Genomic DNA, 24,339 nt, shown 5'->3' on the forward strand with positions numbered 1-24,339 from the left:
ACCTCTGAAGTAGGGCGGGCGGGGCTCGAACCCGCGACCAACGGATTATGAGTCCGCGGCTCTAACCAACTGAGCTACCGCCCCTAGCGATGTTCCGTAGGAAACGGTAGCCCAACGCGGGGTCGTCGTCCGCCGGGCATGCTCGAAGCCCGCCGCCCTCGAAAAAGGCGGCGGGCTCGACGGGGCATCACATCGGCGCCGGCTGGCCGGGCGCTTGCCGCGCGGCCTGATCCTTGAGCCTCGGGATCAAGTCCGGCGCGTAGACGTAGATGGCGGACTCGACCTCCCACTCGGCCTGCTTCTGGCTCATCGGCGTCGTCCTGGTGATCATGTTGACCAGCTCCTGGGCCTCCCCGAACTGATTGGGGTTGGCGCGTACCTGGCTGGCGAACCACCGTCCCTCTGCCGCCTCGCTGCAATCGTTGAAGTCGGCGTTGTGCACCATCTTGTTCTGCGCCAGCAGCTTGATGTACTGGTCGTCGGCCGGGGACATGTTGCACGACGCCGACGCGTGCGGCGCTCCTAGCACAGCACCACCGAACATCGCTGCTCCCAGCGCGACCCCGGCGGCCCCCGCCGCCAACACCTGCTCGCGCGATCGTGTCATCCTCACTTCGTCAGACCCCCTCCTCATGGAATTTGCTATCTGTCCTTTCGCGCTAAACGTCGGGTACCACCGTCGCCAAACGCGGCAAACGACGCGTTCGTCGAACAATCAATGAACAGCAGTTAGCCAAAACCTCGGTGAGCTGAAGGTTTTGCGCGGCGGAGAACGCTCGTGCGATCGATGACTACCGCCGATCGGCAATCACATGCAGTGCGTAACTCACCGATACGGGCGGTATCGGTGATCTAAATTGAGTTAGCTGGTGAAGCCCGAGTCGCTACTCTTTGGGCCAGTCCGCGTGCGCGGCCTGATCCTTGATCTTGGGGATCATGTCGGGTGCATAAACGTAGATGGCCGACTCGACCTCCCACTCGGCCTGCGCTTGGTTCATCGAGGTCGTGTTCGTGATCATGTTGACCAACTCTTGCGCCTCCCCAAAGGGATTGGGGTGGTTGCGCACCTGGTCGGCGAACCACCGCCCTTCGGCGGCCTCGGTGCAGTCACTGAAATCGGCGTTGTGCACCATCTTGTTCTGAGCGAGCAACTGGATGTACTGGTCGTCCTTCGGACTCAGATTGCAGGACGCCGACGCTTGCGGTGCCGACAGCACAGCGCCGCCAAGCATCGAGGCCCCCAGCGTGACGCCGGCAGCCCAGACCGATGACGCTCGCATGCGCGACCGCGAACGGGTGGTTGTCATTCCGGACCTCCCTCTGCGTGGGAGCGATCTCGCCCTCCGACGCAACCAAGCCTTCGTGTGGTGACTGCTAACCGAGATAACGGGCCACGGCTTGCAGTCACGCGGTCGATAGTCATCAACTCAGGCGGCGCTGCCATCTGAGATCACCAGCACATATGAGTTCACATATGAGTTTTGGTGTCGGGACATAAATTTAGCCAGTAGCAGCGGCCCGAGTGGAGAACTTTTGTTTGCGCGGCCGTGTACGGATGGTTAACATTCGCTACTTCGCACCGGGCCTGCGTCCGTCGTCCGATCGACGCCAGCCGAGGCGGCATGCGCAAGCCAAAAGCTCTTTGAGCTGCGATTACGCAGCTGGCGGCTGGGCGGCGATCGACCGTGGCAGCCCAGGCGGGAGTCAGCTGAATACAGTCTGCCCGTCGGTCCCGAGCAGATAACGCTCGGTACCCTGCTCGACGCGGGGCGCATCGGCGCCCAAAGCGACGGCGACCTTATTGCTTGCATTCCGCATGATGTCAAAGGTGAGCTCGACGGCCTCGGCATCCGAGAACCGGGAGCGCACCTCGGCGGCATCGTCGACGGCGAGGTGCGCAGGGGTCCAAATTAACGCATCGGTGTAGCGCAGCGCTGCTTTGACGCGGTCGTCGAGCAACCGCGAGGCTTCGAAGCGACCGATCTCGTCGTAGAGCGTCTCCGAACCGCCGGCGTCCAGCGCCGTGCCCTCACGCAGCGACTTGCACAACCGGCAGTTGTGCTGAGCCGCCCCGCGCAGCCGGACCATCTCGGAGGTGACCGGGTCGAGCGCGCGCATCCGGGCCACCGCGGGCAAGAACTCGTTGAACACCAGATTCGCCGGATTCGTGGTGTGATCCCACGCGACGCTGCCGTTCACCCAGCCCAAGTACTCCGAGCCGACGCCGAGAGCCTCCAGCCCCGCCCGCACCCGCGGGACGAAGTCGGCGATATACATCGAGACCACCACGCCAAAGGCGCCGTCGCCCAACTGCTTCACCAGCCGGGACCGCTGCTCGCCGGTGATCGCGGAGACGTCTGCGCTGAACTGCTCGGCGAACTCGGCGACGACGACCTCGGTCTGCGATTCGGGCGCGCCGGACTCGACGGGCGCCGGCAGCGGCGGCAGTGACAACGTCTGGGCACAGACCCGCCGAATCAGCGCCGCGATGCGCGCCTCCGGCGGGGAGCCCGGAAACAGGGCCACCAACCGCGCCAACTGATCTGTTTGGACCGAAACCGGAGCCGCCATTCGTCACACGCTAGAACGCCGCCGGCCGAGCGGCAATCGCCTACTGGGCCTGGCTCACCGACGACATATGGAAGTCCGGGATCCGCAGCGACGGCATGGCCGCTCGGGTGGCCCAGTCCGCCCACTCCCGGGGCAGGGTCTTCTCACTCGTCCCGGCCTCGGTGGCCCGCCGCAGCAGGTCCAGGGGACTCTCGTTGAAGCGGAAGTTGTTGACCGCCGCGGTCACCTCGCCGTCCTCGATCAGGTAGACACCGTCGCGGGTCAGCCCGGTGAGCAAGAGCGTGGTGGGGTCGACCTCGCGGATGTACCACAGCGTGGTCAGCAGCAGTCCGCGTTCGGTGGCCGCGATCATGTCGGCCAACTCGGCCGACCCGCCCGTCATCACCAGGTTGTCGGCGGCGACCGCGACCTCGGCGTCGAATTTGGCGGCCGTCGCGCGTGGGTAGGCCAGCGCGTTGACCACGCCGTCGCGGATCCAATCCACCTGGCCGATCTCCATGCCGTTGTCGAACACCGACATCGTCTCCGACGAGCTGCTCACCGCGACGAACGGTGTGCACGCCAGCCCCGGCGCCATCGGATCGGAGAACAGCGTCAGCGGTAACTCGGTGAGCCGCTCCCCCACCCGCGTCCCGCCGCCGGGCGCCGAAAAGGCGGTGCGGCCCTCTCGCGCACCGCGGCCGGCCATCGACCACGCCAGGTAAAGCATCATGTCGGCGACCGTGGACGGCGGCATGATCGTCTCGTACCGGCCCGCGGGCAGCTCCACGGTGCGCTCGGCCCAACCGAGGCGCATCGACAGCTCCTCGAGCAGCGAATCCATTGGCACGTCGACGAAGTCGGGCGTGCCGATACCCGCCCAGGCGCTTGCCTCGCCGCGTTTGCCGTTGATCTCCACCGCCCCGGCGGGCTGGGTGTAGCGTCGGCGCACCCCCGTCGACGACGCGAGGAACGTCGTCGAAACGCTGTGGTGCGCAAAGCCGTACAGCCGGTCGGCGCCTTCGAATCCGCGACTCAACGAGTCGGCGACATCGGCGAACACCAGGGGCCCGGTGCCGGGCACCGGCGCGTTCCAATCGGCGGGCACCCCTGTGTCGGCCAGCAGCGGCGCGGCATCGCCGGCTTCGGGCGCCGAGCGGGCCGCCTCCTGCGACGCCGCCACCAGCTCGGGGATCACCCGGGGATCGACCTCGGCCGACACCATCGTGCCGATGCGCGCGCCGGATCCTTGGCGGACAATCGAGATCACCGTGATGCTGCGGTTGACAGCAACCCCGTTGGTGGTCATCGAGTTGCCGGCCCATCGCAACGTCGCCTCCACCTTGTCGGTGACGAGCACCATGGTCTCGCTCGCGCCGCCGAGCTTGGCGGCCTCCTCGAGGACGAGGTTGACGACATGCTGCGCGCTGATCATCGGCGCCGCTCCTCAGCATCGCTTCGTTCTGCATCGTCGCCGGCGCGGATCATCGGCCGCCCTCGGTCCGGGTGTTGAGTACGTTGACGCCGCGGAACAGCGCCGACGGACAGCCGTGGCTGACCGGGGCGACCTGACCGGGCTGGGCCTTCCCACAGTTGAATGCGCCGCCGAGCCGCCACGTCGACGGGCCGCCCACGGCTTCCATCGAGTTCCAGAAATCGGTGGTGGTGGCCTGATAGGCCACGTCGCGCAGCTGGCCGTCCAGGCGGCCGTCGCGGATGCGGAAGAACCGCTGGCCGGTGAACTGAAAGTTGTAGCGCTGCATGTCGATTGACCACGACTTGTCGCCGATGATGTAGATGCCGTCCTGCACACGGCTGATGAGGTCGGCGGTACTGACGTCCTCGCGCGCCGGCTGCAGCGACACGTTGGCCATCCGTTGGATCGGCACGTGATGCGGCGAATCGGCATACGAGCATCCGTTGGACCGCGGTTGTCCAAGTCTCGGAGCGAACACCCGATCGAGCTGATATCCGACAAAGATGCCGTCACGCACCAGATCCCAGCTCTGCGCCGCCACGCCTTCGTCGTCGTAACCGATGGTCGCCAGGCCGTGGTCGACGGTGCGGTCGGCGGTCACGTTCATCACCGGTGAGCCGTACCGCATGGTGCCGAGTTTGTCGGGCGTGGCGAACGACGTTCCGGCGTAGGCGGCCTCGTAGCCGATGGCCCGGTCGTATTCGGTTGCGTGCCCGATGGATTCGTGGATCGTCAGCCATAGGTTGGACGGGTCGATCACCAGGTCCGTGCGCCCCGCGATCACGCTGGGCGCCTTGACCTTCTCGGCGAGCAGCGACGGCAATTGCGCCAGCTCGTCCGTCCAGTTCCACACCTCGTCGCCGGCCAGCACTTCCCAGCCGCGCCCGGTCGGCGGCGCCAGCGTGCGCATCGAGTCGAAGCTGCCGGCCGCCGCGTCGACGGTCACCGCCTCCAGCGAGGGCTGCACCCGCACCCGCTGCTGGGTGATCGACGACCCGAACGTGTCGGCGTAAAACGACTGTTCCTTGACGGCCGTGAGGATGGCCGACACGTGGTCGACACCATCGGCACTGAGCAGCCGGCCGGAGTAGTCCTCCAACACGTCGATCTTGTCGGCCACCGGGATGCTGAACGGGTCGGTCCGGTAATTCGAAATCCAGGTGGCGTCGGCGTACACCGGTTCAGGCGCCAGCTCGACGCGCTCACGGTTCAGCGTCGCCAGGGTGGTGGCCACCTGCACGGCGTGCCGCGCGGTCTCGGCCGCGACCGACGGCGCCAGCTCCGCGTGCGAGGCGAATCCCCACGTGCCGTCGACGATCACCCGCACGGCCAACCCGAGCTCGCGGTTGACGACCGCCGTCTCCAGCTCACCATCGCGCAGCTGGATGATCTCGGACACGATGCGGTGAACCCGCAGGTCGGCGCAGCTGGCACCGGCCGCGGTGGCCGATGACAGCGCGGCATCGGCCAGCTCATGGCGGGGCAGGTTGAGGAAGTCGGCATCGATCCCCCGGTTCGGTGTCACCGTTCCACCGTAACGGCCGTTCACCCCAAACCCGGGCGCCGCCCGCTTTAATTACCTCCATGGCCAGCGGCGTCCGGAGGACACAGCCTCGCTCCACCGCGCTGGGCTATGCCCTGCTGGCGCCCAGCCTGTTCGGTGTGCTCGCCTTCTTGCTGCTGCCCATCCTCGTGGTGATCTGGTTGAGCCTGTACCGATGGGACCTGCTCGGGCCGCTGCACTATGTAGGCCTGTCGAACTGGCGGTCGGTGCTGACCGATCGCACCTTCGCCAACTCGCTGATCGTCACCGCCCTCTTCGTGGCGATCGTGGTTCCGGCGCAGACGGTGCTGGGTCTGCTGGCCGCGTCGATGTTGGCCCGCCAGCTTCCCGGCACCGGCCTGTTCCGCACCCTCTACGTGTTGCCCTGGATCTGCGCCCCGCTGGCGATCGCGGTGCTGTGGCGCTGGATTCTTGCTCCCACCGACGGCGCCGTCAGCACCCTGCTGGGCCACAGCATCGAGTGGCTGTCGGACCCCAGCTTCGCGCTGCCGCTCGTCTCGGCCGTCGTCGTATGGACGAACGTCGGATACGTCTCGCTGTCGTTCCTGGCGGGCTTGCTGGCCATCCCCGACGACATCCACGCGGCCGCGCGCACCGACGGCGCGACCGCCTGGCAACGGTTCTGGCGCATCACCCTGCCCATGCTGCGGCCGACCACGTTCTTCGTCCTCGTAACGGGGATCGTCAGTACCGCACAGGTTTTCGACATGGTCTACGCGCTGACCGGCGGCGGACCCGGCGGCAGCACCGACCTGGTGGCCCACCGCATCTACGCCGAGGCGTTCGGCTCCGCGGCCATCGGGCGCGCGTCGGTGATGGCGGTGGTGTTGTTCGTCATCCTGATCGGCGTCACCATGGTGCAACACCTGTATTTCCGGCGGCGGATCAGCTATGACCTCACCTAGTCGGCTCGTCATCTACGCCGGGCTCATCCTCGGTGCGCTGATCACCTTGGCGCCGTTCGCTCTTGGCCTGCTCACCTCGTTCACCTCGGCGCACCAGTTCGCCACGGGCACGCCCCTGCAGCTGCCGCGGCCGTTCACGCTCGCCAACTACGCCGACCTGGGCGGAGCCGGATTCGGCCGGGCGGCCGCCGTGACCGCGTTGATGACCGCCGTGATCCTGCTGGGCCAGATGACCTTTTCGGTGCTGGCGGGATACGCGTTCGCGCGGTTGGACTTTCCCGGGCGCGACGCGCTGTTCTGGGTGTACATCGCGACGTTGATGGTGCCGGGGACGGTGACGGTGGTGCCGCTGTATCTGATGATGGCCCAGCTCGGCCTGCGGAACACGTTCTGGGCGTTGGTGCTGCCCTTCATGTTCGGCTCGCCGTACGCGATCTTCCTGCTACGCGAGCACTTTCGCATCATCCCGAACGACTTGGTCAACGCCGCCCACCTGGACGGCGCCAACACGTTGGACGTCATCGTGCACGTGGTCATCCCGTCCAGCCGGCCGGTCCTGGCGGCTCTGACGTTGATCACCGTGGTTTCGCAGTGGAATAACTTCATGTGGCCGCTGGTGATCACCAGCGGCCACAAGTGGCGGGTGCTCACGGTGGCGACGGCCGACTTGCAGTCGCGGTTCAACGCCCAGTGGACGTTGGTGATGGCGGCGACGACGGTCGCCATCGTCCCGTTGATCGCGCTGTTCGTGGTCTTCCAGCGTCACATCGTCACTTCGATCGTCGTCTCGGGCCTCAAATGACCAGGCCGCGCATCGAGATTGCGGTCAGGGCTGTGATTTTCGGCGCCTTACGACCACCACGGCAATCTGGGCGCACATCATGAGCCGGCCTCGCGTGTCGACGCTGATGGCCGGGGCGCTCGCCCTGGTGGCTGGTCTGTTGGGCGCGACCGCGGTGTTGCTCGACTACTCCGGTCAGCCCCCGGGCGGCAAGGTCGTCGTGACGGTGCGGGTCTGGGCCGACCAGATCGCCGCGGCCTACCGGCAGTCCTTCGCGGCGTTCAACCGCGCGCATCCCGACATCGTGGTGCACACCAGCGTGGTGTCGTATTCGACGTACTTCGACACGCTGCGCACCGATGTCGCCGGCGGTAGCGCCGACGACATCTTCTGGCTCTCCAACGCTTACCTGGCCGCCTACGCCGACAGCGGCCGGCTGATGAACATCGGCGCCGCCCTCAAGCCAGGGTCCGCCTCGGCGTGGGATTCGGCGGTCGTCGACCAATTCACCCGCGGCGGCGTGCTGTGGGGTGTGCCGCAGCTGACCGATGCGGGGATCGCGCTGTACTACAACGCGGACCTGCTCGCCGCGGCCGGTGTCGAACCGGCCCAGCTGAGCGGTTTGCGGTGGAGCGCTGACGGCGGTGACACGTTGCGGCCCATGCTGGCCCGGCTCACGGTGGACGCGGACGGACACGCCGGAAACACAGCCGGTTTCGACGCCCGACGGGTTCGGCAGTGGGGCTACAACGCCGCCAACGACCCGCAGGGCATCTACCTCAACTACATCGGTTCGGCCGGCGGGATTTTCCAGCGCGGCGACCAGTTCGCGTTCGACAATCCGGGTGCGGTGCGGGCCTTCCGTTACCTGGTTGGCCTGATCAACGACGACCACGTCGCGCCGCCCGCCTCGGACACCAACGACAACGGGGACTTCTCCCGCAACCAGTTCCTGGCCGGCAGGATGGCGCTTTTCCAATCCGGCACCTACAACCTGGCGCCGGTGGCCCGCGATGCCCGCTTCCGCTGGGGCGTGACGATGATGCCGGCCGGCCCGGTGGGCCGGGTGAGCGTCACCAATGGCATTGCGGCGGCGGGCAATGCCGCGACGAAACATCCCGAAGCGGTGCGTCAGGTCCTGACCTGGATGGGCAGCAAGGAGGGCAACGAGTTCCTCGGGCGCGAGGGCGCGGCCATCCCGGCGGTCCTGTCGGCCCAACCGGTTTACTTCGACTACTGGGCCGCCCGGGGCGTCGACGTCACGCCCTTCTTCGCCGTGCTCAACGGGCCGCGCATCCCGGCACCCGGCGGTGCGGGCTTCGCGGCTGGCAACGACGCCCTGCGGCCGTACTTCGATGAAATGTTCCTGGGCCGGGGCGATGTCGCGGCAACTCTGAAACGAGCGCAAGCGGCCGCCAACGCCGCGGCGCAACGTTAGCCGGGCAGCACCAGCACAGGCACCGGGCTCTCCCGGATGATCTTGGCGCTGCGCGAACCGAGGAAGACCCGCCGGATGTCACCGCGGGGCCGGGTGCCCAGCGCGAGTATCTCGCCCTCCTGCCAATCCGCCTTCGCCAGCGCCTCTTTCCAGCTGCGTCCGGTAACCACCTGCAGCGCAACGTCTTCGCTCACGATCTGGTCGGTCTTGAGTTCCTCGAGGATGTCGCGCACCTGGGCGGCCCAGGCCGCCAGCACCTGATCCTCGACCTCGAGCCCGACCTCCGGGGGATACATCGTCTTGCCGCGAACGGCGAAGGTGATCACTCGCACCGGCACGCCGAATCGCTGTCCGAAGTCATAGCAGCGCTTCACCACGTCGACCGAGTCGGGGGTGGCCGAATAGGCACAGCTGAGCCGGGTCAACTTGCCTTGGTGCGAGCGGTAATTGCGCGGGCTGATCGCCACCGGCACGGGCGAGGCGTGCAGTAGCCAGTCGGCGGTCGAGCCGATCAGCACTTGCCCGCGCCCACCGCTGGGCAAGGAGCCCAGCACGAGCACGTCGGCGTCGACCTCGTGGACTATTTCGAGGAGTCCCCCGGATACCGATCCGTGCGCGCGGTGCAGGTACGTGACGTCTATCCCGTCACCCACCGTTTCCATTAACCGGGCGGCCTCCTTCGCCGACTCCGCGGCCATGGTGTCGGCCCATAGTTCGTACTCGGCGTCGACGCGGGCGCGCGAGGGTGTCAGCCACGGCTTGGGCACGATGGTCGCCACGGTGATCGAGGTGCCGCGGGTCCGCGCGATGCGCACGCCCAGATGCAGCCCGGAGAGCCCGACCTTGCCGGCCCGGTAGCCCACGACGACGGTCACAGCGCGTCCCGCTCGAGCGTTTCGGCGTTGAGCGCGCTGTGATGGCGGCCCCACACGAAGTAGAAGACTAACGCGAGCGCGATCCAGCCACCGAAGGCAATCCAGGTGTACCAATGCAGGCTCGCGAGGATGTATCCGCACGCCAACACCGAAAGGACGGGCGTGACAGGATAACCGGGCACCTTGAAGCCGCGCGGCAGGTCGGGCTCGCGCACGCGCAAGATGATCACTCCGGCGGAGACGACGACGAACGCGGTGAGCGTCCCGATGGACACCATGTCCGCGAGCTTGTCCAGCGGTATGAAGGCGGCCAGGGCGGAGGCCGCGACGCCGACGATCACCGTGTTGCCCACCGGCGTCATCGTGCGCGTGTTCACCCGCGCGAATCGGGTGGGCAGCAGGCCGTCGCGGCCCATCGCGAACAGGATCCGCGTCTGCCCGTACATGGTGACCAGGGTGACGGAGAAGATCGAAATCACCGCGCCCGCAGCCAGGATGGTGCCGGCCCAGCTGCCGCCCGTGACGTTGTCGAGGATGGTGGCCAGCCCGGCCTCCTGCTGCCCGGCGAAGTCCTGCCAGCGCTGGGTCCCCAGCGCGGCCACCGCGACCAACACGTACACGCTCGTCACGGTCACCAGAGCCGCAATCAGCGCGCGCGGCATGGTCTTTTGCGGGTCCTTCACCTCGTCACCCGCGGTGGACACGGCGTCAAGCCCGATATAGGAGAAAAAGATGGTGCCGGCGGCCGAGCCGATTCCCGCAACGCCGAAGGGCGCGAAGTCGTGGAAATGGTGCGCGTCGAACGCCGTGAACGCCACGATCACGAAGATGATCAGCACGCCCAGCTTGACGAGCACCATGATCGTGTTGACCCTGGCCGATTCGCTGGCGCCTCGGATGAGCAGCAACGCGCACATCGCGATCAAGATGATCGCGGGCACGTTCACGTAGCCCGGCCTGGCATCCCACGGCGCGGCCGACAGCGCGTGCGGCAACTGGAAGCCGAAGACGTTGCCGAGCAGCTTGTTGAGGTAGCCGCTCCAGTTGACCGCGACGGCGGCGGTCGAGACTCCGTATTCGAGCAGCAGACAGGCCGCCACCCCCATCGCCACCACCTCGCCCAGGGTGGTGTACGCGTACGAGTACGACGACCCGGAAACCGGCACGGCCGAAGCCAATTCGGCGTAGCAGATCGCCGCGAGTCCGGCCGCGACCCCGGCGATGAGGAAGGAGAGGATCACTGCGGGGCCGGCTTCGGGCACGGCCTGGGACATGACGAAGAAGATGCCCGTCCCGACCGTCGAGCCGACCCCGAACATGGTCAGCTGGAAAGTGCCGATGCTCCGCTTGAGGTGGTCCGCGGCCCCGTACGCGACGGGCGTGCCGACAACCGGTCGGCGCCGCAGCATCTGCTCCTTCAGGCTGATCGACGTGGGTTGCAATTACCCCTCCTTGCTCGATCAGCTGATTATGGGCCAGCCTCCCGCAGCACAGAAGCGAACTGCTCGATCGCCCAGTCGATCTCCTGCTCGCCGATCACCAAAGGTGGCGCGAACCGCAACGTCGAGCCGTGCGTGTCCTTCACCAACACGCCCCGGTCGGCCAGTCGAAGGCTGATCTGCTTGCCCGTCCCGAGCCGCGGGTCGACGTCGACCCCGGCCCACAACCCCAGCCCGCGCACCTCCAGCACGCCGTGACCCAGCAGTGCGCGCAGACGCGCGTGCAGGTGTGCCCCCAAAACCGCCGAACGGGCCTGGAATTCTCCGCGCCGCAGGATGGACACCACGGTGGTGCCGATGGCGGCGGCCAACGGGTTACCGCCGAAGGTGGAGCCGTGTTCACCGGGATGCAGCACGCCCAGGATCTCGCGGTCGGCGACCACCGCCGACAGGGGGACCACGCCGCCGCCCAGCGCCTTACCGAGCAGGTAGACGTCTGGCACCACGCCCCAGTGGTCGCAGGCGAATGTGTGGCCTGTACGCGCCAGGCCGGACTGGATCTCGTCGGCGATCATCAACACGTTGCGCTCGCTGCACACGGCGCGAACGGCGGGCAGGTAGTCGTCGGGCGGAACGACGATGCCCGCCTCGCCCTGAATCGGTTCCAGCAGCACAGCGACCGTGTCGTCGTCGATCGCACACGCCAGCGCGTCGGCGTCGCCGAAGGGCACCGAGCGGAACCCCGGCGTGAACGGCCCGAAACCGTCCCGCGCCGTGGGATCCGAGGAGAAGCTGACGATGCTGATCGTGCGACCGTGAAAGTTGTTGTCGGCCACGATGATGTTTGCGCGACCGTCGGGGACGCCCTTGACGTCGGCGCCCCACTTGCGGGCGATCTTGAGACCGCTCTCCACGGCTTCGGCGCCCGAGTTCATCGGCAGCACCAAGTCCTTGCCGCACAGCCGGGCCAAAGCGGCGCAGAACGGGCCAAGGGTGTCGGAATGGAAAGCGCGGCTCACCAGCGTGACGGTGTCGAGCTGGGCGTGGGCCGCTGCCGTGATCTCCGGGTTGCGATGGCCGAAGTTCACCGCCGAGTAGGCGGCCAGACAGTCCAGGTAACGCCGACCCTCCACGTCGGTGATCCATGCGCCCTCCGCGCTGGCGGCCACCACCGGCAGCGGCGAATAGTTGTGCGCCGCATGGCGTTCGACCAGCTCGATGGCGGCATCGGTTTCGGTCGGAGTCGGGGCGAGGATCGTCATGGAAAGACCTCCAATGTGCAGCACTTGACCGAACCGCCTCCCTTGAGGAGCTCAGAGAGGTCGACGCCGACGGGCTCGAAGCCCGCGGCACGTAGTTGCGCGGCGAATCCGGTTGCCGCCGCGGGCAAGACGACGCGCCGTCCGTCAGACACGACGTTGAGGCCGAGGACGAACGCGTCGGCGCTTCCCACCACGATCGCGTCGGGGAACAACGCCTGCAGTTGATCCTGGGCGGCGGCGCTGAACGCCGGCGGGTAGAACGCGATCGTGTGGTCGTCGAGCACGGCCAGCGCGGTGTCGAGATGGTAGAAACGCGGATCCACCAATTCGAGTGAGACGACGGGCAGGCGAAGCGCCGCGGAGATTTCCGGGTGTGCGCGCCGGTCGGTGCGAAATCCGTAGCCCGCCAACACCGTTTGCCCGACCATCAGCAGGTCGCCCTGCCCCTCGTTGACATGACGGGTGCACACCGGCCGGTACCCGATGGATGACATCCAGGCGGCATAGGCGCGCGATTCACCGGCGCGCTGCGCGAATCGAAACTTCGCGACGATCGCGACGTCGCCGGCGATGAATCCGCCGTTGGCGGCGTACACCATGTCCGGCAGTCCGGCCGCGGGCTCGATCACGTCCACCCGGTGGCCCAGCCGGCGGTAGGTCGCGCGCAACGCCTCCCATTGCGCGTGCGCGAGCCCGACGTCGACCGGCGTCGAGGTGTCCATCCACGGGTTGATCGCGTACTCGACCGCGAAGAACGTCGGCGGCGTCATCGCGTAGCGGCGGGCGGTTGGCGTTCGAATGTGCCCCGGTCGCGCCGGGGAGGGCGCAGGCGCCGCGACGTACTGTTCCGTCATAAATCAACGGTATTGGCGCCTCGGTACACAATCAAACGCTAGCTGTTGCGTGTCTATGCGCGGTTTATTGCGTTAGACTGCTGCTGGCATCGATTTGTTGCGCACGACCGAAACGGAGGGCGATGGAGCGCCTCGACGAGACCGACTCCCGCATCCTGACCGAACTGACCGAGCATGCGCGGGCCACGTTCGCCGAAATCGGCGAGAAGGTGAATCTGTCTGCGCCCGCGGTCAAGCGCCGGGTCGACCGGATGCTGGACACCGGCGTCATCAAGGGCTTCACCACGGTCGTCGACCGCAACGCACTCGGCTGGAACACCGAGGCCTACGTGCAGGTCTTCTGCCACGGCACGATCGCGCCCGACCGGCTGCGCGCCGCCTGGGTCGACATCCCCGAGGTGGCCAGCGCGGCGACGGTGACCGGCACGTCGGATGCGATCCTGCACGTGCTGGCGCGCGACATGCGGCACCTGGAAGCCGCCCTCGAGCGCATCCGGTCGAGCGCGGACATCGAGAGAAGCGAGAGCATCGTGGTGTTGTCGAATCTCATCGACAGGATGCGCACCTAGCGGCGCGGCGCGCGTAACGCCATGGCGCAATTCGGGCCGAGTTTCCGCCCTGGCGTTACGTCCGCCGGCGGAAGAGGCGCTTGAGCCGTGACGGACGTGATCTAGGCGGCCGGCGAGACGCATACGGCCACGGCCGGTTTCGCTCGGGTACCGATTCGGCCCGCGCGTGTTTGAGCTGCGTCCGCAGGTGCTGACGCAGGCTGTGCAGGTCAGGGTCGGCCCAGCGGTTGACCGCCTCGACCGGGTCCGAGGTCAGGTCGTACAACTCCCACTGATCGTCGAGGGGAGACGTCCGGTACGCCTCTCCCCCAAGCCCATTGGCCGCCAGGTGCCGCACCCCCGGTTCGGTCCAGGTGCTCGGATCGTCGAAGGTGCGCACCAGCTTCCACAGGTGGCCTGCGGCACCGGCGGCGGTCGCCTCGTCGACGCGGACAACCAACCCCTCGAAGTTGGAGGCGGTGTGTGCAGGGATCCGGATGCGCAGCGGCGCAGGCGGATTGACCGTCTGCTGCAAGCGGCGCGCCAATCCCGAAGCACCGCTGTCCCCTTCGAGCATGTTGTCGCGGGTCATCAGGTAGACGGCGCGGGTCTCGTCGGCAGGCGCACCGTCCACGACGGGCATCAGGTTCCGTCCGGGTAGCGGGTGCACTTCGGAGAACGACTCGGCCAGCGTTGCCGAGACCGCCGCGACATCGACGCCCGCGGCCGCCAGCAGCGTGGGAACCAGGTCGACGTGCGAGGTCGGCGCCGTGACGCGCCGTGGTCGCGTGCGGCGCTCGCCGACCCGCGCGATGACGAAGGGGACGCGGGTGGCCTCGTCGTACAGGTTGAACCACTTCTGGTGCAGACCGCCGTGGGCCCCCAGCAGGTCGCCGTGATCGGCGGTGCGCACCAATATGGCCTCGCCCCAACCGCTTTCGGTGACGGCCCGCCGGACGCGATCGATCGGTCCGTCCACCTCGGCGTGCAGCCGGTAGTACAGGTCGCGGTAGCGCTGCGCGTTGCGCGTGTAGGTTCGGTCAATCGCGGCCGCGGGGCCGTAGCCGGAGTAGTACGCCTCGCGAAAGGCGATCTGCGCGGCGGGCTTCGTGGACAGGTCTTCGTCCGCGGTCGGTGCGGCGGGCACCGCGGGAGGGTCGAGCGGCGACGGCTTGACCGGGCTCCGCCGCGACCACGTCGGGAAGAGCACGATGTCGTGGGGATTGACGAAGCTCGCCACCAGGAGGAACGGCCGCAAGGCGGCGGGGTCGCCGGCGCGGCGGCGGGCGTAGCGGTCGGCCAGCCAGGCGACCACCCGGCCCGCGATCAGCGGGTCACGCCGCACACCGGCGTTGGCCAGTGCCGCCCCGTGCGGCTCGGGCCCGACCCAGCCGGAGAAACCATAGGGGCCCAACGGGTCTGCCTCCAGATAGCGCCGCACGGAGGCGGCGTCGCCGACCCCGTTGTCGTCATTGGTCGCCAACGGCCGACCGGTCCGGGGCTCGAGGAGATCGGCGTGCGAAATGTGCCACTTGCCGTCGTAGTGGGTGTCGTAACCGGCCGCCCGGAACCAATTTCCGAGCGTGGGAACCTCGCCCGCACGCAGCCAGCGCATCCGTGAGTCGTCGGCGGTCTTTCCGATGCCGTCGGTCTGGGTCACGCCGTGCAGGTCGGGGTACTGCCCGGTGAAGATGGTCGGTCGGCTCGGCACGCAGGCCAGTGAGCCGGTGTAGTGCCGCGTGAAACTGACACCGTGATCGTCAAACCACTTGCGGCCGGTCAGCGTTCGATCGCGCCACGCGAGCACGTCGGGGGCCTCGTAGGGCGGTACCGCGCGTTCCTCGTCGGTCATGATGACGATGACATCGGGGCGGTCAGACACGGGCATGCTCCAATCGGTCGGCGAGGCCGGCGAGCATCAGTTCGGACTGGCGCGCCAGAAAGCGGCACAGGGCGCGCTCGGCGAGCTTTTGCATTGCGTGCGGCCCGATTTCGACCGTGCTGGTGAGGGTGACCAGGGTGGTGGCCGAGTCGCCGGCGGTCGATTCGAGCGTCCAGCTGTTGGACACCCTGCGGAGTCGGGCGGGCAGGCCTTCGATGTCGTAGCCGAGGGCGCGGGGCGGGTCGAACTCGGTGATGCGCTCGACGAGCGCGTCGCGCTTGACCTGGACGCGCCGGGCGGTGCCGACGGCGGATCCGTTGGGTCCGGAGAACAGGATGCACGAGTGGTCGACGTTGCCGGCCCACGAACTGATCGACCCGAAGTCCGCAAGGGTTTCCCAGATGTCGCCGATGCGGGCCGCGATCGAGCGAGTCCGGCGTATGTCGGCCACGCGCTCACGCTACGCGAACGATCAGCGAGTCAGGTGGAATATCGTCTCGATCGCCACCGCGGCACCGCCCACCGCGATAGTCACCGCGAGCGTCAACCAGTCGGCCATTTTCGGCCGGGCCGGAGCGGCTGAGAGTTGGCCGATGCCGCCCCGGGCGGTGATCGCATCACCCATCTCGTCGGCGCGGCGCAACGTCACCACGATGGCGGCGGCCACCAGGTCGATCGAGTTGCCGGCCGTCTGCTTGACCCGGGCCTTACGCGTCGGTGCCATGTGGTTGGGCCGCAATCGACGAGCGGCGTAGAGCACCTGAAATTCCTCGATCAGCAACGGGAAGGCGCGCAGCGCCAGGGCCAGGGCCACCGCCCACTCGTCCACCGGGATCCGCACCAGCTTGAGCGGGCGGCCCAAAACCGCGAGCGCCGGGGCGATTTCGGCGACATTGGTCGTCCAGGACACCATCGCCCCCAGACCGAGCAGGACGAGGGACAACGCGGTGATCCGCAGGAAGTTCAACGCCCCGCCGAGCCCCAGGTGAACCCCCGCGATCGACACCACCGGACTACCACCGGCCAGCGCGGCCGTCACGAAGCCCAACGCGATGAGGACCCACAGCCAGCGCGGCACCGACGGGAGCGCACCGCGGGGAATGTGGGCGATCCAGATCGCCGTCATCACCAACGCGGCCACCGACCCGATCGTCACCCAGCCCGGGTAGAAGGTCAGCAACAACGCAACACCGAACACCACGAGAAGTTTGGTGCCGGCCCACAGGCTGTGGATCGCGGACCCGCCGGGCACCGGAACCAACAGCACCACCGGGCGCGCGGTGCGCCGCTCCTTGCCGCGCGTCGGGGACGAAGGTGCGGTCACGACACACCCCCGGCCGTCGCGCTGGCCGACACCGTTTGCAGGGCGCCGTTCTGCACGTGCAGGGTTCGCGGGCAGACGGCTTCCAAGCCCACGAAGTCGTGCGAGATGACGACGACGGTCAGCCCGCGGTGACGGCGAAGATCCGCCAGCAGCCGCAGCAGGCCGCGCTGGCTCCCGACGTCCAGCCCGGCCAGCGGCTCGTCGAGGATCAGCACGCGCGGCGAGCACGCCAGGAGTCCGGCCAGCACCACCCGTCTCATCTGGCCGCCGCTGAGCTGATCGATGCGCCGCCTGGCCATCGCGGGTTCCAGCCCGACCGCCGCCAGGGCGGCGATCACCCGGCCTTCGTCGTGGGGCGAAAAGCCCGCCACCGAAGCAACTTCCAGGCCGACGTGGCTGCGCATCAATTGCAGCCTCGACGTCTGAAACGACAACGCCACCGCGCCGACGTGATCCCGGATCGGCTCACCGTCGAGCAGGCAGGCGCCGACCGTGGGAACGGTCAGTCCGGCCATGATCCACGCCAGCGTCGACTTGCCCGAGCCGTTGCCACCGTGAATCAAAATCCCGTCGCCTTGTTCCACGACGAAATTGATGTCGCGCAGGGCGGTCTTCGCCCACGGTGTCCCGCTGTTGTATTCGTGGCTGACGCCAACGATTTCCAGCACCGGCTTGCTTGGGCCGCGCCGGAACGCGGTGGCAGGCAGCGGGGCCGGAACCGTCTCGACCATGCCGGTGTTATCCGGGGAGTCACTCAGGTTGATGGTCCGGTCCGCCGACGCGGCCTCGTTGTCGAAATGCGTGATGTGCACCAGGGCGGTCCGATGCCGCTTGGGAAGGCCGGCCAGCACGTTCAACAGGACCTCTCGGCCCCTCTGGTCGACCATGCTGGTGAACTCGTCAGCGATCAGTAGCGCCGGTTCCCGCGCCAGCGCCGCGGCCAGGGCGAGGCGTTGCAGTTCGCCGCCGGACAGGCCGCCGGTATCGCGCTCGGCGAAACCCCCGAGACCGACTTCCTGCAGCAGATGGTCGACGTCGACCTCGGTTCCCGGGGGCAGCCCCCACACCACATCATCGGCCACGCGGGTTCCCAAGACCTGGCTCTTCGGGTGCTGCAGAACCAGCGCCGTACCGCCCAACATGCCGAGCCCCACCGCGCCCGGGCGGTGCACCGTGCCCGACGTCGGTTGCCGGCCCGCCAAGATGAGCGTCAACGTGGTCTTGCCCGACCCATTGGCGCCGACGACGGCGACATGTTCTCCGACCTGAAGGTCGAGGCTGAGCTCCCGCAAGGCATCTTGCCTGGCATTGGGGTAGCGGAACCGCACCCTATCCAGCCGCACCGGAACGGGCCCGATCGCTGCGCCGGGCGGCTCGTCCGGCGCGTCGAGCTTGTGCACGTCCGGCACGTTGCCCATCCGGTCCAGCAGGCGGGAAAGCGCCCACCAACCGATCCACGACGACACCATGACCCCATAGGTGACGTAGCCGAGCATCAGCCACGGCCAGTAATGCAGCCCGAAGTCGAAGCACCGCTTGACGTCGGCGCCGAGCCATCGCAGATTCACCCGGTCCAGGAACGCGACCATTCCGTCCACGTTCGCCGACATCACCTCAAAGATCAGATGCCGCAACCGGTTCAGCACGGCCAACGCACCGACAGTCGCCCCGGCGACGGCGACCCCGACGATCAGGGAGGAGACGAGCACCGTGGGTGTGCCCCTGCCCCTGCGCTTGACGAATCCGGTCAGGCCGCCGATGTAGGCGCAGTTGACGACCGTCACGGCGCCGCCCACTCCGGAGATGAGGAAGGCGATCATTCCGGCAGCAAACGTCGCGGCCACCAGCACACGGAACCGGTAACGGTAGGACAGCAGCCCCATCGGCACCGTGCCCAGCAGCGCCAATCCTTGGGCGAACGGGATGACACCGGCGATGATCGCGATCACCGCGCAAAGCGCCCCCATGACCGAGGCCTGGGCCAATTCCGCCGGATGTAAAGGTCCGCCCCGACGGCGCGCACGGACGGGGTGGCGGACTTTCACTTCACCGATTCTGCCAGGCCGTGGTCCCAACTCGGTTCGTCACACTCGACACTCCCGACACCATTCGGACCGCGCGTCTTCGCCTCGCTTAGCAAAGCTATGGAACTATGGACACATGGACAGAGTTGTCGAGACCGCAAACATCGAGGCCCAGCAGCTGGGAGCGGATCTGCTCGCCGTGGTGGCGCGGCTCAACAGGCTGGCCACCCAGCGCATCCAAATGCCGCTGCCGGCGGCGCAGGCCAGACTGCTCGCCTCCATCGAAGCCCACGGCGAAGCCCGGATCGGCGACCTCGCGGCGGTCGATCACTGCTCACAACCGACCATGACGACCCAGGTGCGCCGGCTCGAGGACGCCGGCCTGGTCACCCGAACCGTCGACCCGGGGGATGCCCGCGCCGTCCGCATCCGCATCACCCCCCAGGGCAAGCGCACGCTCAACGCGGTTCGCGCCGACCGTGCCGCCGCGATCGAACCGCAACTGGCGTTGCTCGAGCCGGGCGACCGCCAGGTGCTGACCGACGCGGTCGAGGTCTTGCGCCGGCTTCTCGACAACGCGTCGCTGGCGGGGCGCCGCAACGCGCTGTGACGGGCGGACCCACGTGGATGGACGACGGCCGGCGGGTAGACACTAGGTCGATCTGACCGGTGCGACGAAAGGTGGCGGCCATGCGGCCCGAGGCTTCCGGTTTCAGAGCCTCCCCGTTGACCGTGTGGGTCGGGTCGGCGCGATTCGACTTCTCCCCCGGCCGCGACGTGATCGTCGGCTACGGCCCGGGCAGCGACATCGCCCTCGAGCGCCTCGGAACTCCGACCTCGCCGCCCCCGGCGCCCCGCCCCGAGGTGGTGCTGCGGTTCGCGGGCACTCACTGGGTGGCGATCGACCTGAGCCACAACGGCATCTTCGTCGACGGCGCACGGGCCTCGACCGTCGCGATTCGCAACGGCCAGGCGATCAGCGTCGGTGATCCGCAGCGCGGTCCGCGGCTGGTTTTCGAGATCGCTCACCCGGCCGGCCCGCCTCGTCAAACCCCGCCTCGACCGCCCGCTTACCCGCCGCGGCAGGCCCCGGCGCCTCCTCCCTTCCCCCCGCCCCCCGCTCATCCGGGCGAGCCGAGCCCGCTGGCCCCGACCGAGCGCGAGACCCAGCGCATGCGCGTGGTGCCCCCGCAACCGCCGGCGGCCGAACGTCCCGCCCACCCGCAGCCGACACCGCCCGTTCCACCGCCAGTCGAGCCGATCCTGGCGGCGGATGCGCAGGCGAAGGCACCGGGCCTGATCGAGCGGATGATCACCTCGAAACTCCGCGTTCCGCGTGCGGCCGTCGGCGCCGCGGAATCTGGAAATGCCACTTATCGATTGCCGCTCAAAGCCGAGGCCCGCACCCTCGGGGTGACCGCGTACCAGCTCGGGCTGACGGTAGACGGGCGCGACATGTTGTCGGGCATCTCGTTCTCGGCGCGTCCGGGCATGTTCACAGTCGTCGTCGGGCCGTCGGCCAACCGCAACTCCGCCCTGCTCGGGCTGCTCGCCGGCACCCGGCAACCCAGCTCCGGGCGCGTCACGGTCGACGGCCACGACGTGCATGCGGAGCCGGCGTCGATGCGCACCCGCATCGGCATCGTCTCGCCCGAGGACCGCTTGCACCGCCAGCTCACCGTCGAAAAGGCGTTGGCGTACGCCGCCGAACTGCGCCTGCCGCAGGACGTTTCACCGGAGCAACGCGACCGCGTGATCGGCCAAGTCCTCGAGGAACTGGATCTCTCGGAGCACCGGTCCACCCGGATCGGCAAGCTTTCGCCCGAGGTGCGCCGGTGTGCCGCGCTGGCGGTCGAGCTGCTCACCCGGCCGACGCTGCTCGTCGTCGACGAGCCGACCGCCGGCCTGGATGCGGAGCAACAACGTCACGTCATGGCGATGCTGCGGCGCCAGGCCGACATTGGCTGCGTGGTGGTGGCGGCCGTGTCGTCGCCGACGTCGTTGGCGAACCTCGACCTGTGCGACGAGGTGCTGACGCTGAGCTCGGCCGGTACGACGGCGTTCCTGGGGCCGCCCGCACACGTCGAATCCGCGCTGGGCACCGCCGACTGGCCGCAAGTGCTGGCCCGCGTCAGCGCCGACCCCGACGGCGTCCACCGCGCATTTCGCGCCCGTCCCCCGGCGGCTCCCCCGCCGCCCGAGATCGCGCCACCGGCGCCGCCGCCCGCCGAAGCCCCCTTGGGTCGTCAGATCCGGCTGCTGGCCCGTCGTGACGTCCGGCTGCTCTTCGCCGACCGCCTCTACGTCGGGTTCCTGGTGCTCCTGCCGTTCGCACTGGCGGGTCTGACGCTGCTGATCCCGGGCGATTCGGGCCTGACCCGGCCCCATGCCGGCGACGCCCACCCGCACGAAGCGATCGAGATCCTGGCCGCGCTCAACCTCGCCGCGGTGATCATCGGCACCGCGCTGACGATCCGCACTGTGGTGCGCGAGCATCGCATCTTCCGCCGCGAGCAGGCGCTCGGGCTGTCGACCGTGGCCTATTTGGCCGCCAAGATCCTGGTGTTCAGCCTCGCCGCGGCGATCCTGACGGCCATCGTGTTCGCCATTGTCATCGCCGACAAGGGCGGACCGGCGGGTGGCGCGGCCCTGCTGCACAACGCCACCCTCGAGCTGTACGTGAGCGTGGCGGTGACGGCCATCGTGTCCGCGGCGGTCGGGCTGGCGTTGTCGACCATGGGCAAGTCGTTGCGCGAAGTCCTGCCGCTGCTGCTTCCGGTGATCCTGGCCTCCGCGCTCTTCAACGGGAGCCTCGTTCAGCTGGTGAGCAAGTGGGGCCTGCAACAGATCTCCTGGTTCGTCCCCGCCCGCTGGGGCTTCGCCGCATCGGCGTCCACCGCCAACCTGCGCCGCGTCGACCCCCTGGCCGCCGACTGCCAGACGTGGACCCACTACAGCGGCTGGTGGCTGTTCGACATGACGATGCTTGTCCTGCTCGGCGTCGCGGCGGCCGGCTTCACCCTCTACCGGCTGCGGCCGCGGGACCCTCACATCGCGAACAACAGAAACTGAGTGACCTGACTCGGGGAGAAGTTGTTATCGCTGACCAGCACCACCGACTGGCGACCGTCGGGCAGCTTCGGTCCCAGCGTGATGCCCTCGACATTGTCCAGCGGCGACAGTCCCGGCGTGGCGGACAAGTCGACCGCCAGCGTCTTGCTCATCGGGGTCACGTCCGCGCCCAGTGACGGGAGCGCCAAAACGTCGGTGGCGGAGCCGATCTCGGCCCGGTAGATCCGCACGGTCGGCGGGGTGGCGGCGGCCCGTTCGATCACCAGAAACGTCGTGTCCGACAGCGCGACCAGGTCGGAGACGCCGTTGAGTTCGGCGGGCGGGACGGGCGGCTCCATCGGGTAGGCGTACTGGGCGGTCGGTACCCCGGTGGCGACGTCGAATTTGGTGATCCGGGTGAGCACACGGTGACCGTCGCCGCCGGTCGGGCCGTCGTTGTAACCGGGGTCCTCCATCGCGGCGTACAGCGTCCGGCCGTCGGGTGTCAGCGCCAGACCCTCCAAAGCCTTATCCCGGCGAGGGCCCACGTTCTGCGTGGACATCGCCAGATTGGCCGGCAGGGTGAACTCGCCGAGGTAGGCGCCGTCGAGCGCGGCGGTCCGGATCCAGGGGTCGAGCAACACCGGCCCGGAGGTGATCCGTTCGCCCTCGGAGGACCAGTACAGCCGCTGCCGGGCGGGGTCGAACGCGATGCCCTCGGGGTCCGGCGGGACGACCGGTGGCGTGACATCCAGGGTGAGCGGCCGGAAGGGCTGACCGGTACGGTCCAGCAGCGGACGGGTGCCGGTGAAGGTGACCCTGTCAATTCCCCTGTCCGACAGGGACAACTGCACGGTGTAGAACCGGGCCGGGTTCTTCTTCGAGCGGTCGTCGCTGATGACGTAATAGAGCTGACGGCCCGCGTCATAGCTCAGCGCCGACAAACCGCCGATGACCGTCCCGTCGAAGCTCGCATTGAACGGAACCTGCGCCTGACCGAGATAGGCCAACATCGGCCGCGGCGGGGCCGCCGGGGCGTGCGGGTGCGCCGGCGCGCAGCCGGCGAGCGCCAGGGCGAGCAACGCGCACGCCGCGCGGACCCGATGTGCCATACCGGAGAAGGTATCGCCGATCCGGTCGGCTGGGTGAAAACGGGGCACGGCCCGGCCCCGGATGTGTCGTCGGCGAAAACGGGTCGGGTTGTTATTCCCGCAGCGCGAGCCGCAGGATACGGTCGGGTTATGGCGCCAAAGACCACCACCATTGCCGACCAGCTGCGCAACGCCCTCGACGGGCGTTGGCGCGACACGAAAAACCAGCTGCGGTCCACCATGAGCGAGGACCTCTTCCGGCCGCACTACACCCCGAACACCGTGATTGCGCGCACCAAGGTGGCCGAGCAGATGAGGATCATGGCCGCCTTCGGTGCCGCCGCCGACAACTTCCGCAAGGAGCACGGCGGCACCGGCGACATCGGTGCGGCGATCACAATGATCGAGATGCTCGCCATGTCGGATCTGTCGCTGATGGTGAAGGCCGGCGTCCAGTGGGGGTTGTTCGGCGGTGCCGTCGAAAATCTGGGCACCGAGCGCCACCACGAGGCGTACGTGAAGAAGATCATCAGCCTCGAATTGCGGGGCTGCTTTGCGATGACCGAGACCGGACACGGCAGCGACGTTCAGTCGTTGGAGACCACCGCGACCTACGACCCGGCCACGGAGGAATTCATCATCGACTCTCCGACGCCCACCGCCCGTAAGGACTACATCGGCGGGGCGGCCGAAACGGCCACCATGGCAGCGGTATTCGCCCAGCTGATCACGACGGAGGACGGCGAACCGGTCAACCACGGCGTGCACTGCGTGCTGGTGCCGATTCGCGACGCGGAGGGCAATGACCTGCCCGGCGTGACGACGTCGGACTGCGAGTACAAGGGCGGCCTCCCCGGCGTGGACAACGGTCGCATCGTGTTCGACCACGTCCGGGTCCCGCGGGTGAACCTGCTCAACAAATACGGCGACGTGGCGCCGGACGGCACCTACACCTCGCCGATCGAGAACACCAACCGCCGGTTCTTCACCATGCTGGGCACATTGGTGCGCGGACGGATCACGGTGGGCGGCAGCGCCGGCGCCGCCGCCCGCGTCGCGCTGGACATTGCCACGCGATATGCGTTGCAGCGCAAGCAGTTCAGCGCGCCCGATGACGAGTCCGAAGTGCTCATCATGGACTACCTGGTGCACCAGCGCCGGCTGTTCCCCTTGATTGCGAAGTCGTACGCGTTGCAGTTCGCCCAGAACGAGCTGGTCAGCAAGTGTCACGACATCCAGACCGCGGACGCGGTGGACGCCGACGAGCAGCGCGA

At 68.1% G+C, this 24,339-nt stretch carries 21 protein-coding genes and 1 tRNA gene; 7 read left to right on the plus strand and 15 right to left on the minus strand.

Annotated features, from left to right (window positions below):
* Positions 1-10 precede the first annotated feature (10 nt).
* The 6 genes from A5704_RS05915 to A5704_RS05940 all read right to left on the minus strand — a co-directional run bounded on the left by A5704_RS05915 (position 11) and on the right by A5704_RS05940 (position 5,552).
* Positions 11-84, minus strand: a tRNA-Ile gene (locus A5704_RS05915).
* Positions 85-187: 103 nt separating this feature from the next.
* A complete protein-coding gene (locus tag A5704_RS05920; RefSeq protein ID WP_067748511.1) occupies positions 188-607 on the minus strand; it encodes a hypothetical protein in 420 nt (139 codons plus the stop codon).
* Between the two features lie 277 nt (positions 608-884).
* Positions 885-1,307, minus strand: coding sequence for a hypothetical protein (locus A5704_RS05925; protein ID WP_231968841.1), 423 nt, complete (start codon positions 1,305-1,307; stop codon positions 885-887).
* 397 nt (positions 1,308-1,704) lie between these two features.
* Positions 1,705-2,571, minus strand: a complete 867-nt coding sequence (locus tag A5704_RS05930) for a carboxymuconolactone decarboxylase family protein (RefSeq protein WP_067887848.1) — start codon at positions 2,569-2,571, stop codon at positions 1,705-1,707.
* A 40-nt stretch (positions 2,572-2,611) separates the two neighbouring features.
* A complete protein-coding gene (locus A5704_RS05935) occupies positions 2,612-3,985 on the minus strand; it encodes a TldD/PmbA family protein (protein WP_067887850.1) in 1,374 nt (457 codons plus the stop codon).
* A 49-nt stretch (positions 3,986-4,034) separates the two neighbouring features.
* The gene (locus A5704_RS05940) at positions 4,035-5,552 is read right to left on the minus strand and encodes a TldD/PmbA family protein (protein ID WP_067887883.1); all 1,518 of its coding nucleotides are present in this window, start codon (positions 5,550-5,552) and stop codon (positions 4,035-4,037) included.
* Positions 5,553-5,611: 59 nt separating this feature from the next.
* On the opposite strand from A5704_RS05940, the gene A5704_RS05945 reads away from it, so the two are divergent.
* From A5704_RS05945 to A5704_RS05955, 3 genes are all read left to right on the plus strand, one after another.
* Complete coding sequence (locus A5704_RS05945) at positions 5,612-6,496, plus strand: carbohydrate ABC transporter permease (protein WP_067748507.1); 885 nt, start codon at positions 5,612-5,614, stop codon at positions 6,494-6,496.
* A complete protein-coding gene (locus A5704_RS05950) occupies positions 6,483-7,298 on the plus strand; it encodes a carbohydrate ABC transporter permease (protein WP_067887853.1) in 816 nt (271 codons plus the stop codon). The genes A5704_RS05945 and A5704_RS05950 overlap by 14 nt, the downstream gene beginning before the upstream one ends.
* 79 nt (positions 7,299-7,377) lie before the next feature.
* On the plus strand, positions 7,378-8,715 hold the full coding sequence (locus tag A5704_RS05955; RefSeq protein WP_067887856.1) for a sugar ABC transporter substrate-binding protein: 1,338 nt from the start codon (positions 7,378-7,380) through the stop codon (positions 8,713-8,715).
* Here A5704_RS05955 and A5704_RS05960 read toward each other — a convergent pair.
* Genes A5704_RS05960 through ddaH form a run of 4 tightly spaced genes read right to left on the minus strand, consistent with a single transcriptional unit; the run spans position 8,712 to position 13,145 of the window.
* Positions 8,712-9,590: a universal stress protein gene (locus A5704_RS05960; RefSeq protein ID WP_067887859.1), complete on the minus strand. Its 879-nt coding sequence runs from the start codon at positions 9,588-9,590 to the stop codon at positions 8,712-8,714. The two genes, A5704_RS05955 and A5704_RS05960, sit on opposite strands and share 4 nt — an antisense overlap.
* Positions 9,587-10,999: an amino acid permease gene (locus A5704_RS05965; protein ID WP_067748582.1), complete on the minus strand. Its 1,413-nt coding sequence runs from the start codon at positions 10,997-10,999 to the stop codon at positions 9,587-9,589. The genes A5704_RS05960 and A5704_RS05965 overlap by 4 nt, the downstream gene beginning before the upstream one ends.
* A gap of 59 nt (positions 11,000-11,058) precedes the next feature.
* A complete protein-coding gene (gene rocD / locus A5704_RS05970; protein ID WP_067887862.1) occupies positions 11,059-12,291 on the minus strand; it encodes an ornithine--oxo-acid transaminase in 1,233 nt (410 codons plus the stop codon).
* Complete coding sequence (ddaH, locus tag A5704_RS05975; RefSeq protein ID WP_067887865.1) at positions 12,288-13,145, minus strand: dimethylargininase; 858 nt, start codon at positions 13,143-13,145, stop codon at positions 12,288-12,290. Before ddaH ends, rocD begins: the two co-directional genes overlap by 4 nt.
* A gap of 122 nt (positions 13,146-13,267) precedes the next feature.
* Here ddaH and A5704_RS05980 point away from each other — a divergent pair, with 122 nt between their 5' ends.
* Positions 13,268-13,714, plus strand: a complete 447-nt coding sequence (locus A5704_RS05980; protein ID WP_067748496.1) for an Lrp/AsnC family transcriptional regulator — start codon at positions 13,268-13,270, stop codon at positions 13,712-13,714.
* Positions 13,715-13,769: 55 nt separating this feature from the next.
* Here A5704_RS05980 and A5704_RS05985 read toward each other — a convergent pair whose 3' ends face one another.
* The 4 genes from A5704_RS05985 to A5704_RS06000 are packed head-to-tail and all read right to left on the minus strand — an operon-like array spanning position 13,770 to position 18,866.
* On the minus strand, positions 13,770-15,575 hold the full coding sequence (locus tag A5704_RS05985) for a sulfatase-like hydrolase/transferase (RefSeq protein ID WP_156737618.1): 1,806 nt from the start codon (positions 15,573-15,575) through the stop codon (positions 13,770-13,772).
* Positions 15,568-16,026, minus strand: a complete 459-nt coding sequence (locus A5704_RS05990) for an SRPBCC family protein (RefSeq protein WP_067887871.1) — start codon at positions 16,024-16,026, stop codon at positions 15,568-15,570. The genes A5704_RS05985 and A5704_RS05990 overlap by 8 nt, the downstream gene beginning before the upstream one ends.
* Positions 16,027-16,047: 21 nt before the next feature.
* Complete coding sequence (locus tag A5704_RS05995) at positions 16,048-16,899, minus strand: CbiQ family ECF transporter T component (RefSeq protein ID WP_067887874.1); 852 nt, start codon at positions 16,897-16,899, stop codon at positions 16,048-16,050.
* Positions 16,896-18,866, minus strand: a complete 1,971-nt coding sequence (locus tag A5704_RS06000) for an ABC transporter ATP-binding protein (RefSeq protein ID WP_156737620.1) — start codon at positions 18,864-18,866, stop codon at positions 16,896-16,898. Before A5704_RS06000 ends, A5704_RS05995 begins: the two co-directional genes overlap by 4 nt.
* A 193-nt stretch (positions 18,867-19,059) precedes the next feature.
* Between A5704_RS06000 and A5704_RS06005 the strand changes: the two genes are divergently transcribed.
* Positions 19,060-19,533: a MarR family winged helix-turn-helix transcriptional regulator gene (locus tag A5704_RS06005; RefSeq protein ID WP_067748486.1), complete on the plus strand. Its 474-nt coding sequence runs from the start codon at positions 19,060-19,062 to the stop codon at positions 19,531-19,533.
* A gap of 80 nt (positions 19,534-19,613) precedes the next feature.
* Positions 19,614-21,995, plus strand: a complete 2,382-nt coding sequence (locus A5704_RS06010) for an ATP-binding cassette domain-containing protein (protein ID WP_067748580.1) — start codon at positions 19,614-19,616, stop codon at positions 21,993-21,995.
* On the opposite strand, the gene A5704_RS06015 is transcribed toward A5704_RS06010, so the two are convergent.
* Positions 21,971-23,086, minus strand: coding sequence for an esterase-like activity of phytase family protein (locus A5704_RS06015; protein WP_067748484.1), 1,116 nt, complete (start codon positions 23,084-23,086; stop codon positions 21,971-21,973). The genes A5704_RS06010 and A5704_RS06015 overlap by 25 nt on opposite strands.
* A gap of 129 nt (positions 23,087-23,215) precedes the next feature.
* Here A5704_RS06015 and A5704_RS06020 point away from each other — a divergent pair.
* The coding region (locus tag A5704_RS06020) for an acyl-CoA dehydrogenase family protein (RefSeq protein WP_197508454.1) at positions 23,216-24,339 on the plus strand (1,124 nt) is incomplete at its 3' end.

Source organism: Mycobacterium sp. E735 (genome assembly GCF_001666955.1).
Lineage (GTDB): Bacteria > Actinomycetota > Actinomycetes > Mycobacteriales > Mycobacteriaceae > Mycobacterium.

What these genes read in the sequence shown, in the direction of transcription:
- A5704_RS05920 (WP_067748511.1), bottom strand. Translation starts at nt 607, where the DNA reads ATGACACGATCGCGCGAGCAGGTGTTGGCGGCGGGGGCCGCCGGGGTC.
- A5704_RS05925 (WP_231968841.1), bottom strand. Translation starts at nt 1,307, where the DNA reads ATGACAACCACCCGTTCGCGGTCGCGCATGCGAGCGTCATCGGTCTGG.
- A5704_RS05930 (WP_067887848.1), bottom strand. Translation starts at nt 2,571, where the DNA reads ATGGCGGCTCCGGTTTCGGTCCAAACAGATCAGTTGGCGCGGTTGGTG.
- A5704_RS05935 (WP_067887850.1), bottom strand. Translation starts at nt 3,985, where the DNA reads ATGATCAGCGCGCAGCATGTCGTCAACCTCGTCCTCGAGGAGGCCGCC.
- A5704_RS05945 (WP_067748507.1), top strand. Translation starts at nt 5,612, where the DNA reads ATGGCCAGCGGCGTCCGGAGGACACAGCCTCGCTCCACCGCGCTGGGC.
- A5704_RS05950 (WP_067887853.1), top strand. Translation starts at nt 6,483, where the DNA reads ATGACCTCACCTAGTCGGCTCGTCATCTACGCCGGGCTCATCCTCGGT.
- A5704_RS05955 (WP_067887856.1), top strand. Translation starts at nt 7,378, where the DNA reads ATGAGCCGGCCTCGCGTGTCGACGCTGATGGCCGGGGCGCTCGCCCTG.
- A5704_RS05965 (WP_067748582.1), bottom strand. Translation starts at nt 10,999, where the DNA reads ATGCTGCGGCGCCGACCGGTTGTCGGCACGCCCGTCGCGTACGGGGCC.
- rocD (WP_067887862.1), bottom strand. Translation starts at nt 12,291, where the DNA reads ATGACGATCCTCGCCCCGACTCCGACCGAAACCGATGCCGCCATCGAG.
- ddaH (WP_067887865.1), bottom strand. Translation starts at nt 13,145, where the DNA reads ATGACGGAACAGTACGTCGCGGCGCCTGCGCCCTCCCCGGCGCGACCG.
- A5704_RS05980 (WP_067748496.1), top strand. Translation starts at nt 13,268, where the DNA reads ATGGAGCGCCTCGACGAGACCGACTCCCGCATCCTGACCGAACTGACC.
- A5704_RS06000 (WP_156737620.1), bottom strand. Translation starts at nt 18,866, where the DNA reads ATGGGGGCGCTTTGCGCGGTGATCGCGATCATCGCCGGTGTCATCCCG.
- A5704_RS06005 (WP_067748486.1), top strand. Translation starts at nt 19,060, where the DNA reads ATGGACAGAGTTGTCGAGACCGCAAACATCGAGGCCCAGCAGCTGGGA.
- A5704_RS06010 (WP_067748580.1), top strand. Translation starts at nt 19,614, where the DNA reads ATGCGGCCCGAGGCTTCCGGTTTCAGAGCCTCCCCGTTGACCGTGTGG.
- A5704_RS06015 (WP_067748484.1), bottom strand. Translation starts at nt 23,086, where the DNA reads ATGGCACATCGGGTCCGCGCGGCGTGCGCGTTGCTCGCCCTGGCGCTC.